Annotated in this window: 16 protein-coding genes; 6 read left to right on the top strand and 10 right to left on the bottom strand. The window is 56.7% G+C overall.

Annotated features, from left to right (window positions below):
* Positions 1-14 precede the first annotated feature (14 nt).
* The 3 genes from urtA to BFV67_RS10485 all read right to left on the bottom strand — a co-directional run bounded on the left by urtA (position 15) and on the right by BFV67_RS10485 (position 3,161).
* Positions 15-1,286, bottom strand: a complete 1,272-nt coding sequence (urtA, locus tag BFV67_RS10495; protein WP_069598277.1) for an urea ABC transporter substrate-binding protein — start codon at positions 1,284-1,286, stop codon at positions 15-17.
* Between the two features lie 201 nt (positions 1,287-1,487).
* Positions 1,488-2,591, bottom strand: a complete 1,104-nt coding sequence (locus BFV67_RS10490) for a cobalamin-independent methionine synthase II family protein (RefSeq protein ID WP_069598276.1) — start codon at positions 2,589-2,591, stop codon at positions 1,488-1,490.
* 156 nt (positions 2,592-2,747) lie between these two features.
* A complete protein-coding gene (locus BFV67_RS10485; RefSeq protein ID WP_008502248.1) occupies positions 2,748-3,161 on the bottom strand; it encodes a rhodanese-like domain-containing protein in 414 nt (137 codons plus the stop codon).
* A 73-nt stretch (positions 3,162-3,234) separates the two neighbouring features.
* Here BFV67_RS10485 and ftrA point away from each other — a divergent pair, with 73 nt between their 5' ends.
* The 3 genes from ftrA (at position 3,235) to BFV67_RS10470 (ending at position 5,375) form a co-directional block, all read left to right on the top strand.
* Complete coding sequence (gene ftrA, locus BFV67_RS10480; RefSeq protein WP_021242516.1) at positions 3,235-4,242, top strand: transcriptional regulator FtrA; 1,008 nt, start codon at positions 3,235-3,237, stop codon at positions 4,240-4,242.
* Between the two features lie 40 nt (positions 4,243-4,282).
* Positions 4,283-4,819 (top strand): dihydrofolate reductase family protein, encoded by a 537-nt coding sequence (locus BFV67_RS10475; protein ID WP_069598275.1) that lies wholly within the window; start codon positions 4,283-4,285, stop codon positions 4,817-4,819.
* A gap of 325 nt (positions 4,820-5,144) precedes the next feature.
* Complete coding sequence (locus BFV67_RS10470) at positions 5,145-5,375, top strand: DUF2554 family protein (RefSeq protein ID WP_069598274.1); 231 nt, start codon at positions 5,145-5,147, stop codon at positions 5,373-5,375.
* Here BFV67_RS10470 and BFV67_RS10465 read toward each other — a convergent pair whose 3' ends face one another.
* Both BFV67_RS10465 and BFV67_RS10460 read right to left on the bottom strand, forming a co-directional pair.
* On the bottom strand, positions 5,376-7,340 hold the full coding sequence (locus BFV67_RS10465; protein WP_025911165.1) for a peptidase U32 family protein: 1,965 nt from the start codon (positions 7,338-7,340) through the stop codon (positions 5,376-5,378).
* Positions 7,341-7,420: 80 nt separating this feature from the next.
* Positions 7,421-7,948 carry a helix-turn-helix domain-containing protein gene (locus tag BFV67_RS10460; protein WP_021242520.1) on the bottom strand — a complete coding sequence of 176 codons (528 nt, stop codon included), beginning with the start codon at positions 7,946-7,948 and terminating at the stop codon, positions 7,421-7,423.
* A gap of 89 nt (positions 7,949-8,037) precedes the next feature.
* Between BFV67_RS10460 and BFV67_RS10455 the strand changes: the two genes are divergently transcribed.
* On the top strand, positions 8,038-9,204 hold the full coding sequence (locus BFV67_RS10455) for a benzoate/H(+) symporter BenE family transporter (RefSeq protein ID WP_069598273.1): 1,167 nt from the start codon (positions 8,038-8,040) through the stop codon (positions 9,202-9,204).
* On the opposite strand, the gene BFV67_RS10450 is transcribed toward BFV67_RS10455, so the two are convergent.
* Positions 9,184-10,056, bottom strand: a complete 873-nt coding sequence (locus BFV67_RS10450) for a helix-turn-helix transcriptional regulator (RefSeq protein WP_069598272.1) — start codon at positions 10,054-10,056, stop codon at positions 9,184-9,186. The genes BFV67_RS10455 and BFV67_RS10450 overlap by 21 nt on opposite strands.
* Before the next feature lie 173 nt (positions 10,057-10,229).
* On the opposite strand from BFV67_RS10450, the gene BFV67_RS10445 reads away from it, so the two are divergent.
* The gene (locus tag BFV67_RS10445) at positions 10,230-11,126 is read left to right on the top strand and encodes a DMT family transporter (RefSeq protein ID WP_021242523.1); all 897 of its coding nucleotides are present in this window, start codon (positions 10,230-10,232) and stop codon (positions 11,124-11,126) included.
* Between the two features lie 34 nt (positions 11,127-11,160).
* On the opposite strand, the gene BFV67_RS10440 is transcribed toward BFV67_RS10445, so the two are convergent.
* Together BFV67_RS10440 and BFV67_RS10435 are read right to left on the bottom strand one after the other, a co-directional pair.
* On the bottom strand, positions 11,161-11,835 hold the full coding sequence (locus BFV67_RS10440; protein WP_008502258.1) for a DUF3313 domain-containing protein: 675 nt from the start codon (positions 11,833-11,835) through the stop codon (positions 11,161-11,163).
* A 135-nt stretch (positions 11,836-11,970) separates the two neighbouring features.
* Complete coding sequence (locus BFV67_RS10435; protein WP_069598271.1) at positions 11,971-13,566, bottom strand: ABC transporter substrate-binding protein; 1,596 nt, start codon at positions 13,564-13,566, stop codon at positions 11,971-11,973.
* Positions 13,567-13,677: 111 nt separating this feature from the next.
* Here BFV67_RS10435 and pepT point away from each other — a divergent pair, with 111 nt between their 5' ends.
* The gene (pepT, locus tag BFV67_RS10430) at positions 13,678-14,907 is read left to right on the top strand and encodes a peptidase T (protein WP_069598270.1); all 1,230 of its coding nucleotides are present in this window, start codon (positions 13,678-13,680) and stop codon (positions 14,905-14,907) included.
* Here pepT and tehB read toward each other — a convergent pair.
* Both tehB and tehA read right to left on the bottom strand, forming a co-directional pair.
* Complete coding sequence (gene tehB / locus BFV67_RS10425; protein ID WP_025911174.1) at positions 14,904-15,497, bottom strand: tellurite resistance methyltransferase TehB; 594 nt, start codon at positions 15,495-15,497, stop codon at positions 14,904-14,906. The genes pepT and tehB overlap by 4 nt on opposite strands.
* Positions 15,497-16,498 carry a dicarboxylate transporter/tellurite-resistance protein TehA gene (gene tehA, locus BFV67_RS10420; RefSeq protein ID WP_025911176.1) on the bottom strand — a complete coding sequence of 334 codons (1,002 nt, stop codon included), beginning with the start codon at positions 16,496-16,498 and terminating at the stop codon, positions 15,497-15,499. The genes tehB and tehA overlap by 1 nt, the downstream gene beginning before the upstream one ends.
* Positions 16,499-16,584: the final 86 nt, after the last annotated feature.

Raw genomic sequence — 16,584 nt, 5'->3', positions numbered from 1 at the left:
CCTGCGGTGATGGCTTAGTTGCTGGCGGTTTTCATCGGCTGGGCGGGCTTTTTATCATTCCCGGCGATGAACGGGCTCCACGGCTGGGCGCGTACCGGCTGTTCGGTCTGCCACACCACGTTGAACTGGCCGTTGCCCTCGATTTCACCGATCATGACCGGCTTGTGCAGATGATGGTTGGTGGCATCCATGGTGAGCGTAAAGCCTGACGGCGCCTTAAAGGACTGACCGGCCATCGCCGCACGCACTTTGTCCACATCGGTAGTGCCCGCTTTTTCCACCGCCTGCGCCCACATGTGAATACCTACGTAGGTGGCTTCCATCGGATCGTTAGTTACGACGGTATCGGCGTTCGGCAGCTTGTGCGCCTTCGCATAGGCTTTGTAATCCGCTACAAACGCCTGGTTAGTCGGGTTATCCACGGACTCAAAGTAGTTCCAGGCTGCCAGGTTACCCACCAGCGGTTTGGTGTCGATCCCGCGCAGCTCTTCTTCACCCACGGAGAACGCCACCACCGGCACGTCCGTCGCCTTCAGCCCCTGGTTAGCCAGCTCTTTGTAGAACGGCACGTTAGAATCACCGTTGATGGTCGACACCACGGCAGTTTTGCCGCCCGCGGAGAATTTTTTAATGTTGGCGACGATGGTCTGGTAGTCGCTATGGCCAAACGGGGTATAAACCTCTTCGAGGTCCTTATCCTCCACCCCTTTCGAATGCAGGAACGCGCGCAGGATCTTGTTGGTGGTGCGCGGATAGACGTAATCGGTTCCCAGCAGGAAGAAGCGTTTCGCCGCGCCGCCGTCTTCGCTCATCAGGTATTCCACCGCCGGGATGGCCTGCTGGTTCGGCGCCGCGCCGGTATAGAAGACGTTTGGCGACATTTCCTCGCCCTCATACTGCACCGGATAGAACAGCAGGCCGTTCAGCTCCTCGAAAACCGGCAGTACGGATTTGCGCGACACCGACGTCCAGCAGCCAAATACCACCGCCACTTTATCCTGGCTCAGCAGCTGACGCGCCTTCTCGGCAAACAGCGGCCAGTTTGAGGCCGGATCCACCACCACCGGCTCCAGTTTCTTGCCCAGCACGCCGCCTTTGGCGTTGATCTCATCGATGGTCATCAGCGCGACGTCTTTCAGCGGGGTTTCAGAGATGGCCATGGTGCCGGACAGCGAATGCATGATCCCCACCTTGATGGTATCGGCCGCCTGCGCGCCAAAACTCATCCCTATCGCCACGACGGACGCGGATAACGCAAAAGCTTTTAATAAGGTACGACGCTGCATATTTTCACTCCTGAAAAAGAACGCTGTGCGAAAACGTCCGGTACGGCGTGGACGCGGAAAAAAAAGTGTCAGCGAAGCAGGAGCAAAAAGAGTGCCAGAATGGAGAAAGCGCTATTTCTGGGAGGGGAACGCCGGATGTAAAGAGAACGACTCAGAATGGTACAGCGCTGCACTTTTATAATGCAGCGCCGTATAACGGGGTTACCAGACTTCGCTGGCGATCTGCGTGACCAGCCGGACTTTGTCCCACTGCTGGGCTTCGCTCAGGCTGTTGCCCTCTTCGGTCGAGGCAAAACCGCACTGCGGGCTGAGGCAAATCTGCTCTTTCGCCACGTATTTCGCCGCCTCTTCAAGACGGGCTTTAATTCCCTCCGGATTCTCCAGCTCGCCGTTTTTTGTAGTGATAAGACCCAACACCACCTGCTGTTTGCCCGGGCGAACAAAGCGCAGGGGCGCGAAATCCCCGCTGCGGTCGTTATCATATTCGAGGAAGAAGGCGTCAACGTTGACCGTTCCGAACAGCACTTCCGCTACCGGCTCGTAGCCGCCTTCGGAAATCCAGGTGGAACGGAAATTGCCGCGACAGACGTGCAGTCCGATGGTCAGATCGTCCGGCTTGCCCTCCAGCGCCTTGTTCAGCACGCGGGCATAGATGCGCGCCAGCTCATCGGCGTCGTCGCCGCGCTCGCGGATCTGACGGCGCTGGTCGTCCGAACAGAGATAGGCCCAGACGGTATCATCCAGCTGCAGATAACGGCAGCCCGCGTCGTAGAAGGCCCGGATGGCATCGCGCCACGTGGTCGCCAGGTCATCGAAATAGACGTCAAGGTCCGGATACACGGTCGCATCAATATCTTTGCGACCGCCGCGGAAGTGCAGCACGCTTGGGCTCGGAATGGTCATTTTTGGCTGGGCGTTACCGCTGATGCTTTTCAGATAGCGGAAATCGTCCAGCATCGGGTGCTCGCCAAAGCCCAGCTTGCCGGTGACGCGCACGCCGTGGGCTTTGGTTTGCACGCCGTTAAACTGGATGCCCTGCTCGGAATCGTAACGCTCAACGCCCTGAAGACCGTCGAAGAAGTCGAAGTGCCACCAGGCACGGCGAAACTCACCGTCGGTCACCACATGCAAGCCGCACGCACACTGCTGCTCGACGACGTGGCGAATGGCCTCGTCCTCCACCGCACGAAGCTGCCCGGCATCAATCTCGCCGCTGGCAAATTGCAGGCGAGCCTGCTTGATGGCATCCGGGCGTAAAAAACTGCCGACTACGTCGGCGCGGAACGGGGCGTGGTGTCGTTGCATGGCAATCTCCTCAGTCTGCCGGCAATAATTGCCCGCAGTGATAATTCATTATTTGAAGCTTTAGACTTCTGGATGTCTAAATGTCCAAAAACAATGTCATACCTCACCGGTGCCGGCAAACGAGAAAATTTCACGGGTGTTGAAAAAAATTCATCATCACAGCGCGGCGACGGACGCCTCGCTGGCAAACGCGTAGCGTTCATCTTCCCAGCCGGTGATCCCACCGAGCATGATTTTGACCGGCAGCCCGAGACGCGCCAGCTTCAGCGCGGCTCTGTCCGCGCCGTTACAGTGCGGCCCTGCGCAGTAGACGACAAACAGCGTCCCTTCAGGCCATTGGGCCATGCGCTCAGCGGTCATCTGGCTCCACGGCATATGCAGAGCGCCCGGCACATGGCGACGGGCAAACTGCTCCGGGCTCCCCACCACGTGCAGCAAAACAAAGTCCTGCTCGTTATGCGTGATGGCATGATGCACATCGGCGCAGTCGGTTTCGACGCTCAGGCGACGCAGAAAATGGGTAACGGCTTCCTGCGGTTCGGCAGCCGGAAATTCAGTAACATAGCTCATGATCCTTCCTCATCTTTGGCGTTTGTGTTAACACTACTCTATCCACAAATTCAGCTCATGAATGCGCTCGCTTATGCCAGAAAACAGCAAAAAGATGACAACGTTAAGACAGATTGCCCGCCCGAAGGTGGTGGTGCTGGCGTATGACGGTCTGTGTACCTTTGAGTTTGGCGTGGCGGTGGAAATCTTCGGCCTGCCGCGCCCCGAGCTGGGCGACGACTGGTATCGTTTTGCCGTGGCAAGCGTTGATAACGGTGAGCTTCGGGCGACAGGCGGGATCCGCATCATTACCGATGGCGATCTCTCCCTGCTTGCGTCTGCCGATCTGATCGTGGTGCCGGGCTGGCGGGGGGTGGACTCGCCGGTCCCGGACGCGCTCTGCAACGCATTACGTCAGGCCAGCGCGCGGGGCTGTCAGCTACTCTCCATCTGCTCGGGCGTATTTGTGCTGGCCGCCTCCGGTCTGCTCAACGGACGCAAAGCCACGACGCACTGGCGCTACATCGAGACGCTTAAAGCCCGCTACCCTGACATCGACGTGGTCGAGGATGTGCTCTACCAGGACGAAGGCGAGATCCTGACTTCCGCAGGCAGCGCGGCGGGGATCGATCTCTGTCTGCACGTCGTGCGTCGGGATTTCGGGATGGAAACCGCCAACAGCGTGGCGAGGCGGCTTGTCATTCCCCCTCACCGGGATGGATCTCAGCCGCAACAGCTGAGCCGCCCGGTGGCGCAGCTGCGGGAAAGCCAGCGCCTCGGTCAGCTGTTTGATTTTCTGCACACGCATCTTACCGAGCCGCACAGCGTCGACTCGCTGGCGCGTCGTGTCGGTATGAGTCAGCGCACGTTTCTGCGTCGCTTCGAAGCGGCAACGGGAACGACGCCTGCCCGCTGGTTACTCAATGAGCGCCTGCTGCGGGCGAAAGATTATCTTGAAAGCAGCCGATTAAGCATCGACAGCATCGCGGAACAGACCGGGTTTGGTCAGGCATCGACGCTGCGTCATCATTTTCGCCAGCAGTTCGCGATTTCCCCGGCCCAGTACCGTAAACAATTTTCTCATGCCGGTACTGCCCGCTGAGGCGTCAGTCTTTTGGTTTCGCTGGAATACGGAGAACCTGATGGTCACCACACACGTTTTTATCGCAACCAGTCTTGATGGCTACATCGCCCGACACAATGATGATATCGACTGGCTGCTGCAGCGCGATGACCCGAATGAGGATCATGGCTACACGGCGTTCATCGCGGACAAAGACTGGATCGTGATGGGCCGGGGGAGCTATGAGAAGGTGCGGACCTTTGAGACATGGCCTTATGACAGGCCTGTGCTGGTGCTCTCCCGACAGCTGGCCGACACGCCCGTACCCGACGCGCTGAGGGGGAAAGTACTGTTTTCCAGCCGCACGCCAAAGGAGGTGCTCGACGATCTGGCGAGGCAGAACGCCCGTCGCGTCTATCTCGATGGTGGGCAAGTCATACAGTCGTTCCTGCGAGAAGGACTGGTGGCCGATATGGTGATCACAACCGTTCCTGTCCTGCTCGGTTCGGGAAAATCGCTGTTTGGCGCCCTTCCCGGGGATATCGATTTGACGCTGGTCTCCAGCCGCTGCTTCCCCTCGGGTCTGGTGCAGTCGCACTATCGGGTGACGCCATAACCCCACGGCCAACACCGCTACGTTATGCGCAAAAAAAAAACCGCCAAAAAATGGCGGTAAATGCTTGCATGGATAGATTTGTATTTTGGTCTCTACGTCCCGACACTCCATGGCCGGGCTGCGGATCCCATACAACCTAACACTCGTTGTCTTAACGAAGGTTAAACAGCCTTTTTAACCCGCACTGGTAATGATCTCTGATGAGATGCAGCGCGCCCGAAATCATCCTCTTTGACATTCCCTTTGCGCTAATTTTAACTTTTGAATAATAACCATAATAAATAATGGTCATCATTAAGCCGCAACGTTATTCGGCGGTGACCTCATGGTTAAAAAAGGTTTATCTCTCGTGATGCTTATCTGTGCCCTCTTTTCGGGCCAGCTTATGGCCGGGCACAAAGGACATGAATATCTGTGGGTAAAGAATGTGGATCATCAGCTGCGTCATGAAGCCGATAGCGATGAATTGCAAAGCGCGGCGGAGGAGTCGGCGGAGGGTTTGCGCGAACACCACCTGTGGCAGAAATCGCGCAAACCGGACACGCACGTTCGGTAGTTAGCTGCCCTTGCGTTTTGGCAGGGTTTTCATCAGATCGTCCGGGCTGACGGACGCCACAATACTGCCGGGCTGCGGCATTTTGAAGATGTGGTTTTTCATCTTGCCAATCACATGCATTTCGCACGGACGGCAGTCAAATTTGAGGGTCAGCACTTCGTCACCGTTTACGAGCTGCATAGGCGTGGCCTTCCAGCTCTTGATGTTGCCTTTCGCCTGCTTAGGACACAGGTTAAACGCGAAACGAAGGCAGTGCTTGGTGATCATCACCGGCACATCGCCCTTCTCTTCATGCGCCTCATAAGCCGCGTCGATCAGCTGCACGCCGTGGCGATGATAGAATTCACGCGCTTTATGGTTGTAGACGTTGGCGAGGAAGGATAAATGCGTATCCGGGTAGACGGGCGCAGGAACGGTTTCTGCTTTACGGCTAGCGCGCGGGTAGTTCGCCAGGCGCGCGTCATCCAGCATCTCGGCGGTTTCACGGCGGAACTGGTTGAGCAAACTGTTCGGCACAAAGAGGGCATCCGGCAGATTGACCTCAACGTTGCGGGCGTAGTAAATCGTCTGCCCCAGCTTCGCGACGCCATCCTTCAGGCTGTTGCGCGCTTTCTCTGCGTTGTTTGCCACCTCGAACAGGCCATCAAGCGTATGCGTTACGCTGATGCCGTCTTCACAGGTCATGGTCAGAATCAGCTGCTCTTCCCAGCCGCCCAGTTCAATATCCACCGCGATACGACGCTCGCTGGAGGTTTTCAGCAGCGCCTGCTGCCAGTTATGATCGAGGTTACGGTTAAGCGCCGCGTTCGGCCGCGCCTTGTAGAGATCGGCCGGCATTTCATTCGGCCATACGCGGTAGCGGTTCTCACCGGTTTTCTCCACCGTGTTGGCGCGGAAGCCCACGACCTCACGCTTAATCATCACGTTAAGGCCATCGCCGTTCGCCAGCGGCTCCGTCACCGCAACATCAAGGTGATCTTTCGCCACTTTCAGCACTTCACCCACCGGCAAACCGATAAACTTCGGTGAGTCAAACGCGCCGATATCCCCTTTACGGGCATTCACGAAATAGTCCGTGCTGCCGCGGTGGAACGTTTTGTCCGTCGACGGAATAAAGAAATGCTCGGTACGACCGGCCGACGCGCGCGCCAGGTCACCGCGATCTTCGATGATGGCGTCCAGCATCTGGCGATAGTGCGCGGTGATATTCTTCACGTAGCTCATATCTTTATAGCGCCCTTCAATCTTGAAGGAACGCACGCCCGCGTCGATCAGCGCGCCCAGGTTGGCGGTCTGGTCGTTATCCTTCATCGAGAGCAGGTGTTTTTCAAATGCCACCACGCGGCCCTGGTCGTCTTTCAGGGTATACGGCAGACGGCAGGCCTGAGAGCAGTCGCCGCGGTTGGCGCTGCGGCCCGTCTGCGCGTGCGAAATGTTGCACTGGCCGGAATAGGCGACGCACAGCGCGCCGTGGATGAAGAATTCAATCGTCGCGTCTGTCGCCTGGTGAATATCGCGGATTTGATTCAGGTTCAGCTCGCGCGCCAGAACGATCTGCGAAAAGCCGACGTCGGAGAGGAACTTCGCCTTCTCTACCGTACGGATATCACACTGGGTACTGGCGTGCAGCTCAATGGGCGGAATATCCAGCTCCAGCACGCCCATATCCTGAACGATCAGGGCATCCACCCCGGCCTGATAGAGATCGGTAATCAGACGTTGCGCAGGCTCCAGCTCATCATCATGAAGAATGGTGTTCAGGGTGACGAACACCTTCGCCCCGAAACGGTGGGCGAACGGCACCAGCTCAGCAATATCGCTCAGGCTGTTGCTGGCGTTATGGCGGGCACCGAAGCCCGGGCCGCCAATGTAGACGGCATCTGCGCCATGAAGGATCGCTTCACGGGCAATGGCGGCGTCACGGGCCGGGCTTAAAAGTTCAAGATGATGGGATTGCAGGCGCATACTTCGTCGTTATCCGTTATGGTCAAAATGGCGGCTATTGTAGTCAGAAGTCTGCGTCAGCGAAACAGTTTTGCGTAGCCTCAGCGGGGATAATGAATGAGGGAGTGAAAATGCACCGTCCGGTCGCTGCTGTTGCGGTAGGCGTGCGGTTTATCGCCGGCAAAACGGACGCCCGAATCGGCATAAATCGTCTGCCACTTGCCCTCGAGCTTCATCTCCAGCTCGCCGCTGACCACCACCACATGTTCAATCACCCCCGCCTCATGCGGCGTGGATTCACTCAGGGCGCCGGGGGCCAGGGTAATGGAGAAATAATCAAACCGGAGCGCCTCGTCCCACGGAAAGAGCGGCTTGACGACCATCGCCTGCTGCTGCGGGTCAAACACCGCCTGCCGGTCCGCTTCCGGCGTGATAAAAGCGGAAAACGGCACGTTCAGTCCCGTGGCAATTTTCCACAGCGTCGACACCGTGGGGCTGGACTCATTTCGCTCGATTTGCCCGAGCATGGCTTTTGATACGCCGGTTTCGTCCGCCAGCTTCGACAGGCTCCAGCCCCGTGCCTGGCGTAATGTTTTCAGTGTTGCTGCAAGGTGTTGTGTGATGTCCATATTTCCTCCTGACGACGAGCATACCACTTGTACGCTATAACGCACAGTGTTACCTTACCCCGGACGTTATAACGCACAACGGAGTTTTCATGCGCCCTTCCTCTCATCTTGTTCCGGTCGTACTGGCTGGATTTGTCGCCGTTCTGGTGGGTTACGCCAGCTCGGCCGCCATCATCTGGCAGGCCGCCGCCGCGGCTGGCGCCAGCGCGCAGCAGATCGCAGGCTGGGTGACCGCGCTGGGGATTGGGATGGGCGTCAGCACGCTGGTGCTTTCCTGGTGGTACAAAGCGCCCGTGCTGACCGCCTGGTCAACGCCCGGCGCGGCGCTGCTCGCCACCAGCCTGCACGGCGTCACGCTGGCGGAAACCATCGGCGTGTTCATCTTTGCCAACGCGCTAATTTTGCTCTGCGGCATCACCGGGCTTTTCGCCCGTCTGATGACGCTGATCCCCCATTCGCTTGCTGCCGCCATGCTGGCAGGGGTATTGCTGCAGTTTGGCCTGCACGCGTTTGCGCATCTTGAGGGGCACTTTCTGCTGTGCGGCAGCATGATTGCGGCATGGCTGATCGCAAAAGCGCTGGCACCGCGCTATGCCATCGTGGTCACGCTTCTGGTGGGCGGTATCGTGGCCTGGGCCGGTGGTGACGTTGTCACGGATAAGTTCACCCTTTCACTGGTGATGCCCGAATTTATTGCGCCCGCCTTCACCTTCACCAGCCTGGTGAGTATTGGCTTGCCCTTCTTCCTGGTAACCATGGCCTCGCAAAACGCGCCGGGGTTCGCCACGATGAAAGCCTCCGGTTACCCGCTGGCGGCCTCACCGCTCATCATCGTGACGGGTGGACTGGCGCTGCTGTTTTCTCCGTTTGGCGTCTTTTCAATCTGCATTGCGGCCATTACCGCCGCCATTTGTCAAAGCCCTGATGCACACCCGGACGCGGAAAAACGCTGGCTGGCGGCCATCGCAGCCGGCGGGTTTTATCTGCTGGCGGGAATTTTCGGTGGCTCTATTACCGGGCTGATGGCCGCCCTGCCGCTCAGCTGGATCCAGACGCTCGCCGGTCTGGCGCTGCTGGGCACCATCAGCGGGAGTTTATACCAGGCGCTGAGTCACGAAGCGGAGCGCGACGCGGCCATCGTCACGTTTCTGACGACCGCAAGCGGCGTCACGATCCTGGGCATCGGTTCGGCGTTCTGGGGGCTGGTGCTGGGCGGGGTAGGTTACGCCCTGTTTTCACGCGCTCGCCGCGCGTAGCTGCGACGGCGTCATGCCCGTCGCGCTGCGAAAGCGGTTGCTGAAGTGGCTGGCGGAGTTAAACCCGCAGGCCAGCGCAATGTCCGTCAGTGGCATGGAGGTATGCTGCACCAGCTCTTTCGCTTTGACCATTCGCCTGTGCATCACGTACTGATGCGGTGCCAGCCCCGTCGACTGGCGGAACATGCGGGCAAAATGGTATTCGCTGAGGGCGGCCTGCGCCGCCAGCTCGGCCAGCGTCAGGGGCTGCCCGAGGTTCTCTTCGATAAAGGCGAGGACGTTGCGCAGCACGAACGGCGACAACCCACCCGTAGCGATCGGCAGCTTCCACTGCACGTTTGAGTAGTTTTGCAGCAGATGGGTCAGCAGCAGCGTGGAGGCCGTGCTCAGGGTGAGCTGGTTGGCGTGCTGCTGCCAGTCACAGCCCAGTAAAAACTGGCGATACAGCGTGGTGATCTTCGGGTCGCTGCCAAAAATACGCTCGTCCAGGGTCAGCGAAAGCGGCCGCTTATCCCAGATTTTTTCTCCCACGTCGCGCAGGTGTTCATCGGTGCAGTAGAGATGCACAAACGACAGGTCATCGCGGATATCCCACGTCGATTCGCTCTCTTTGGGCATCAGGCAGAAACGGTCCGGCCCCCCGCCGTTCTTCCAGCCTCCTGGCGTTTTTTGATAGCTTTCGTAGCCGTCCGCCACGTACAGGCTGAGGGTATGATGGTTGCTCTTTACGGTGATCGTGTCGTGCTTGTTGTACCACGCGGCCAGCTGAATACCCGAATTCAGCGAGACGGTTTCCCGCAGGACTGCATTCTGTTGGCAAAGCGTTTCAAAGGTATCGTAAGCGTGAGACATAACCGTTAGCGCGTGAAGAATTGGAATATCAGTCTAAGAAGAGTTGCCGCCCGTTGCCAGTCCCTCCAGAAGAAAAAAGCGCAAGATTTTGCAAGTCTGCCGCAAGCGGGTGAAAGCCCGTTACGCATCTCAGCGTCATACTGCGAGCTTCCGCGGTTTAAGAAGAGGCAACTATGAACGCATTATTATACGGACTCGTGGTCATTATCTGGGGAACCACCTGGATTGCGATTTTCCTGCAGCAGGGCCCCGTCGCGGCGCCGGTGTCGATTTTCTGGCGCTTCGCCGTCGCCAGCCTCACCATGATGGTGGTGTTACTCGCCCTGCGTCGCCTGCGCACGCTGGCGCTTCGGGATCATCTTTTTTGCCTGCTTCAGGGATGCTGTGTTTTCTGCTTTAACTTCTGGTGTTTTTACACGGCAGCGGCACATATCAATACCGGGCTGGAGTCGGTGATCTTCTCCATGGCGGTACTCTATAACGCCATTAACAGCTTTATTTTCTTCGGACAGCGCCCGCCCGCGCGTTTCTGGACGGCGGCGGCGCTGGGGCTGGTCGGGATTATCACCCTCTTCTGGGACGACCTGCTGGCCAGCGGCTGGAGCGCGTCACTCCTGACGGGCATTGGCCTTTCCGCACTCGGCACGTATGGGTTCTCGCTGGGTAATATGATCAGCATGCGCCATCAGCGCAGAGGCCTGGAAACCATGACCACCAACGCCTGGGCGATGCTCTATGGCACGCTGGTGATGGGCTGCATTGCGCTGTTCAGAGGCGATAGCTTTGTGCCGGAATGGACGGTGAGCTATCTCGGCGCGCTGGTGTATCTGGCCCTGTTTGGCTCGGTGATTGCTTTTGGCGCCTACTTCACGCTGGTGGGACGTATTGGCCCGGGCAAAGCGGCCTACAGCACGCTGCTCTTCCCGCTGGTGGCGCTCTCCATCTCCACGGTGTATGAAGGCTACGTCTGGCATGTCAACGGTATCGTGGGATTAGTGCTGATTCTGGGAGGAAATATGGTGATGTTTACCAAACCGGAAACCTGGTTCAGACGCTTACGAATGGCATAAATAAAAAGGCCTGCATTACGCAGGCCGTTTTATTTTATTTCGCGGTCTTTTTCACATCAAACATGGTGGCGTCCGTCGCCATGTCATCAACAACCTGCTTCAGCGTCGCAAAGGTCATTGGTGTGTTTTCGTTATTCAGCTCTTTACCTTCGCCTTTACGTACCACCTTCATGACCGGTTTGTTGGTGGCCGCATCGATCAGCTCGCCTTCAAAGAAGAGATGCGTATCCATGGTGCGGTGTCCGGTTGCCATCTGCGTCCCGGCAACCACCAGCGCAACAGGCACCACTTCATAGAACTGCAGCCCCTCTTTCTGCGAACTCACCCCGGTAATCGCGCCACGGAAAATCAGGCTGTGTTTACCCGGCGTGGTGACAACTGGCTTACGCGTACCAATCGCCGTTTTCATTTTGTTATTGGTGTAATTCAACAACTCATCAAGCGTTTTTTGCCCAATTTGCGTGGTGGGTTTTGGCGTTGGATAATAGGTAATTGGCGTCCAGAGAATGCTGTCGTAATTGGCTTCGTTATACGAAGGATCGACCCAACGCAGCGTTGGTTTTCCCGTCGCCGAGGTCGTTTGCTGTAAGCCTGAATAATCTTTTAAAAAGCCGGAGTATTGTTCCGGAGCGGCGACTTTTGAAGAACAGCCCGCCAACGCCAACAGACCAGTAAGCACTGCAACTTTAAAAAAAGTTTGAGTACGCATGATAGTTTTCCATGTTATCTGCAAGTATGCATTTGAAGTTATAGCAAAAGTCTGGCGGGTTTGTTGTGACAAAAAATGATGCCGGGAGCACAAATTGCAAAAAGATTGCCCGGACGCATGCCGGGCAGTGAAAAATTACTGATTTATATCCACTTGCCAGAACAGATGTTTGCCAAACGGGTCGATTTCATAGCCCTTCACCTCCTTGCGCACCGGTTCGAAAATCGTTGAATGCGCAATCATCACCGCAGGCATCTGGTCATGCATCATCTGTTGAGCCTGTTTATACAGCGCCACCCGTTTATCATGATCGGTTATCGATTTGGCTTCAGCAACGATCTTATCAAACGGCTTATAGCACCATTTCGCCGAATTTGAGCCACCGTTCGCCGAGGTGCAGGTAAACAGCGGACCAAAGAAGTTGTCAGGATCGCCCGTTGCGGTCGTCCAGCCCATCAGCGCAGCCTGATGTTCCCCACCCTTCACACGCTTAAGGTATTCGCCCCACTCGTAGGTAACGATTTTGGTCTGTACGCCAATTTTCGCCCAGTCCGCCTGAATCATCTCCGCCATGCGTTTCGCATTCGGGTTATAGGGCCGCTGGACCGGCATCGCCCATAAATCGATGCTGACGCCGCTGGCAATGCCGGCCTCTTTCAGCAGCGCTTTGGCTTTTTCAGGATCGTAGTCGTAATCCTTAAGCTCGCTGTCGGCGCTCCAGACGCCCGGCGGCAGCAGATTCTTCGCCACGGTGCCGGTACCGTGGAACACCGCGTCAATAATGGCCGGTTTGTTGATGGCCATCGCCAGCGCCTGACGGACTTTTACGTTATTCAGCGGTGGTTTTTGGGTATTGAACGCCAGAAAACCGGTGTTCAGTCCGGCTTTGCTCATCAGGTTGATATCTTTATTGGCCTTCATGCGCGGCAGATCGGCCGGGTTCGGGAACGGCATCACCTGACATTCGTTCTTTTCAATTTTGGCAAAACGCACGGAGGCATCCGGGGTGATGCTAAACACCAGCCTGTCCAGCTTCGATTTCCCCTGCCAGTAGTCGGCAAACGCCGTGAACAGGATCCGGGAATCCTTCTGATACTGCGCCAGCTTAAACGGCCCGGTGCCGATGGGCTCCATATCCACCTTCTCCGGCGTGCCCGCTTTCAGCATCGCGTCGGCATACTCCGCCGAAAGGATTGAGGCAAAATACCAGGCCAGATCGGCGACAAACGGCGCTTCCGGGTGCGCCAGGGTAAAGCGCACGGTGTGGTCATCGACTTTATCAATGGCGGTTATCAGGCTGCCGAACTCCAGGCTTTCGAAGTTGGAGTAGCTGCCGTTAGAGACGTTGTGGTAGGGATGATTCACGTCTTTCTGGCGCATAAACGAGAAAATCACGTCGTCGGCGTTAAAGTCGCGGGTCGGCGTGAAGGATTTATTGCTCTGGAACTTCACGCCCTGACGCAGATGGAAGGTGTAAACCTTGCCGTCGTCGCTCACCTCCCAGCGCTCCGCCAGGCTCGGCACCAGCTCCGTGGTGCCGGGTTTGAAATCGACCAGACGGTTATAGACCGGCACGGCGCTGGCGTCGACGCTGGTTCCCGAGGTGTATAGCTGAGGGTTAAAGTTTTCCGGCGATCCTTCGGAGCAATACACCAGCGTTTTCGCGGCGACGGCGGAACTGACCGTGAGCGCCGCAAGCGCCAGCGCAATAGTTGTGAGTTTGCTTGTCATCATTTATTCCTGTCTTTTTAATTCGACGGCTAATTAATTCTTTTGCCATTTCATAAATAACATTAAAGTGAAGTGGCAAACACCCGAAAAATAAATAAGGAACAAATCACTATGGGCTCGCCGCTTTCCAGACAATTAACGCACCGTTTTTTCCGCTATCTCGCGATCACCAGTCAGAGCGATCCCAGAGTCAAAACTCTGCCCTCAACGCCGGGCCAGCACGACATGGCGCGCGAGCTGGCGCAAGAGCTGGCACAGCTGGGGTTAAACGATATTGTGATTGATGAATTTGCCACGGTAACGGCGGTAAAAAAAGGCAACGTGCCCGGTGCGCCGCGCATCGGCTTTATTACCCATATTGATACCGTCGACGTGGGACTTTCACCGGATATTCATCCACAAATATTAACGTTTACCGGTGAAGATCTCTGTCTGAATAAAGAGAAAGACATCTGGCTGCGGGTAGAGGAGCACCCTGAAATTCTGGCTTATCCGAACGAGGAGATTATTTTCAGCGACGGAACCAGCGTATTGGGCGCCGATAATAAATCGGCGGTCACGGTGGTCATGACGGTGCTGGAAAACCTGACGGCGGAACATCAGCATGGGGATATCGTCGTGGCGTTTGTGCCTGACGAAGAGATCGGCCTGAACGGTGCCAAGGCGCTCGATCTTAAGCGCTTTGACGTCGACTTCGCCTGGACTATCGACTGCTGCGAGCTGGGGGAAATTGTCTACGAAAACTTTAATGCGGCAGCCGCGGAAATCCGATTTACCGGCGTGACGGCGCACCCGATGTCCGCGAAAGGCGTGCTGGTGAATCCCCTGCTGATGGCGACTGACTACATCAGCCATTTTGACCGCCAGCAAACGCCCGAGTGCACCGAGGGACGTGAAGGCTATATCTGGTTTAACGGCATTCAGGCCGGACAGAACGAGGCCGTTCTTAAGGCCAATATCCGCGACTTTGACAAGGAGCGCTTTGCCGCGCGCAAGCAGCAGATTGCCGACGTGGCCGCGCTGATTGCCGCCCAATATCCGACGGCCAGCGTGGACTATCGCATTGAAGAGACCTACAGCAATATCAGCAATGCGATTGGCGAAGACCGACGCGCCATCGATCTGATGTTCGAGGCGATGGAATCGCTCGGCATCACGCCGAAACCGACGCCGATGCGCGGCGGCACCGACGGCGCGGCGCTCTCGGCTAAAGGGCTACTCACCCCGAACCTCTTCACCGGGGCGCATAACTTCCACTCGAAGTTTGAATTCCTGCCGCTGTCGTCGTTTGAGGCGTCTTATAAGACTGCCCTGCAGATCTGCCTGCTGGCCGCCCGTTAAGCGGGCTTGCGTGCCAGCATCGTGGCAAAGCGCAGCTTGATGCGGTTGCCGTTTTCATCGGTGCGGTGCAGTTCGCCAACGTCCTCGTTGTATTTGAGCAACTGCCAGCCTTCATAGTAGTTGCTCAGCTCACCGCTCCTGAACGCAAACGGGAAGCCGACCGTGCAGGGGTAGTCTGCCGTATCCATGGCGGCAACAATCAGATTGTAACCGCCCGGCGTCGTGCAGCGCTGCATATTGGCGATAAGGCCCGGGATGGTTTTTGCCTCCAGGAACATCAGCACCACGGTAGAGAGAATAAAATCGTACTGGCCGTCAAAGCTCAGGTTGTTCAGATCCTTAATCGCGGTATGCAGATTAGCGATCCCTTCTTCCGCCTTGATGCGCTCGATATTGTCGATGCTCATCGGGTTCTTGTCCCACGCGGTGACTTCGTAGCCGTTGGCTGCAAGATAAAGGCTGTTGCGGCCGTTGCCGCAGCCCAGATCCAGCGTTTTACCGGGCTTCACGATCTCCGCGCTGTACAGCACTTCTGAATGGGTACGGGTTAAGCCATATTTCTCAGTGAAGTAATTCTCATCGACGGTCATTATTGTTCCTCGGATTGCATAAGCTGCGCTTTATCAGCACGAACCAGAAGTTTGCCCTGAAGCAGCAGAATCAATGTACGCACCAACAGCCACCCAATAATCGCGTTGGTGAAAATAAACAGCGGCACGGCAATGGCGTGAAAAAAGCCCGTCGGACTGCTTTGTCCCAGATGCAGACCCGTGGTTGCCAGGGCCGATACGCCAAAGGAAAAACTCCAGAATGAGGCATTGAACGGCTGGGACAAATACCATGGCATCAGGCGGAGCATAAATAGCAGCTGCAGCAGACCATAGCCGAACAGCATTTTCGCAAACGTATCCGCCTGACCGCCATTTACGCTGAACCAGGCGCTACATGCCACCAGCGCGGGCGCCAGTTGAATACCCAATGAAGTACGCAGTGCGGAGGGCAGTTCTCCTGCACTACGAAGACGCTGAAGAATAACCGGTTCCAGGCTGAGCCAGGAAAAGACGCCCGCGCCAAGGAAGACTAACCCTGCATCGTTGAAGCACAGGGCACCGCATGCCATCGCGCTGATAAAATTATTCGCCACCGTAGGCAGATATAATCCAGGCGTGGTCGCCTCTTGCGGATGTTTCCCGCGCCATAACCCGGCGCTTTGCCAGGCGGAGTATGCAAGCTGCACCACCACGCCAATGCCGAACAATGTCAGTGACACCGCGCGACACCAGGGGATAAAACCGATGGCGACCAGCATCGTGGTGGCCGGGAAAAGGCTGACAAAACTGCTCATCACCGGGTGTCGCATCTCTGCCAGCACGCTGCGGGGAAAACGGATCGCGCGCGTCACAAACGCGACCGTTAAAAGAAACCAGCATATCACCGCAAGGGCTACGAGGCCCTCACCCGGCCAACGCGTCACTGGCCAGAGGGTGCTGGCGTATCGCCAGGCGAAACCCATCCCGATGATGCCAAGCACCATGCCAAAATACCCTGCGGGCAAGTTAAGTACCTGTTGGGGTTTGTTAAATTTATTCATTAATTTTAATTTTTAAAATGTATTTTAAATGCCATTTTAAGCGGTTTCTGCAGCGGATACCAGCAAAACGAAAAGCCGAAAATTTG

The sequence above is a fragment of the Enterobacter roggenkampii genome (assembly GCF_001729805.1).
In the GTDB taxonomy this organism is placed as follows: Bacteria; Pseudomonadota; Gammaproteobacteria; order Enterobacterales; family Enterobacteriaceae; genus Enterobacter; species Enterobacter roggenkampii.
The sequence above is the reverse complement of the archived record's forward strand: the minus strand, read 5'-3'. Positions and strand labels throughout refer to the sequence as shown.

What these genes read in the sequence shown, in the direction of transcription:
- BFV67_RS10475 (WP_069598275.1), top strand. Translation starts at nt 4,283, where the DNA reads ATGGTCACCACACACGTTTTTATCGCAACCAGTCTTGATGGCTACATC.
- BFV67_RS10490 (WP_069598276.1), bottom strand. Translation starts at nt 2,591, where the DNA reads ATGCAACGACACCACGCCCCGTTCCGCGCCGACGTAGTCGGCAGTTTT.
- BFV67_RS10460 (WP_021242520.1), bottom strand. Translation starts at nt 7,948, where the DNA reads ATGGACATCACACAACACCTTGCAGCAACACTGAAAACATTACGCCAG.
- urtA (WP_069598277.1), bottom strand. Translation starts at nt 1,286, where the DNA reads ATGCAGCGTCGTACCTTATTAAAAGCTTTTGCGTTATCCGCGTCCGTC.
- BFV67_RS10455 (WP_069598273.1), top strand. Translation starts at nt 8,038, where the DNA reads ATGCGCCCTTCCTCTCATCTTGTTCCGGTCGTACTGGCTGGATTTGTC.
- BFV67_RS10470 (WP_069598274.1), top strand. Translation starts at nt 5,145, where the DNA reads ATGGTTAAAAAAGGTTTATCTCTCGTGATGCTTATCTGTGCCCTCTTT.
- pepT (WP_069598270.1), top strand. Translation starts at nt 13,678, where the DNA reads ATGGGCTCGCCGCTTTCCAGACAATTAACGCACCGTTTTTTCCGCTAT.
- BFV67_RS10445 (WP_021242523.1), top strand. Translation starts at nt 10,230, where the DNA reads ATGAACGCATTATTATACGGACTCGTGGTCATTATCTGGGGAACCACC.
- BFV67_RS10465 (WP_025911165.1), bottom strand. Translation starts at nt 7,340, where the DNA reads ATGCGCCTGCAATCCCATCATCTTGAACTTTTAAGCCCGGCCCGTGAC.
- tehA (WP_025911176.1), bottom strand. Translation starts at nt 16,498, where the DNA reads ATGAATAAATTTAACAAACCCCAACAGGTACTTAACTTGCCCGCAGGG.
- tehB (WP_025911174.1), bottom strand. Translation starts at nt 15,497, where the DNA reads ATGACCGTCGATGAGAATTACTTCACTGAGAAATATGGCTTAACCCGT.
- BFV67_RS10440 (WP_008502258.1), bottom strand. Translation starts at nt 11,835, where the DNA reads ATGCGTACTCAAACTTTTTTTAAAGTTGCAGTGCTTACTGGTCTGTTG.
- ftrA (WP_021242516.1), top strand. Translation starts at nt 3,235, where the DNA reads ATGCCAGAAAACAGCAAAAAGATGACAACGTTAAGACAGATTGCCCGC.
- BFV67_RS10435 (WP_069598271.1), bottom strand. Translation starts at nt 13,566, where the DNA reads ATGACAAGCAAACTCACAACTATTGCGCTGGCGCTTGCGGCGCTCACG.
- BFV67_RS10485 (WP_008502248.1), bottom strand. Translation starts at nt 3,161, where the DNA reads ATGAGCTATGTTACTGAATTTCCGGCTGCCGAACCGCAGGAAGCCGTT.
- BFV67_RS10450 (WP_069598272.1), bottom strand. Translation starts at nt 10,056, where the DNA reads ATGTCTCACGCTTACGATACCTTTGAAACGCTTTGCCAACAGAATGCA.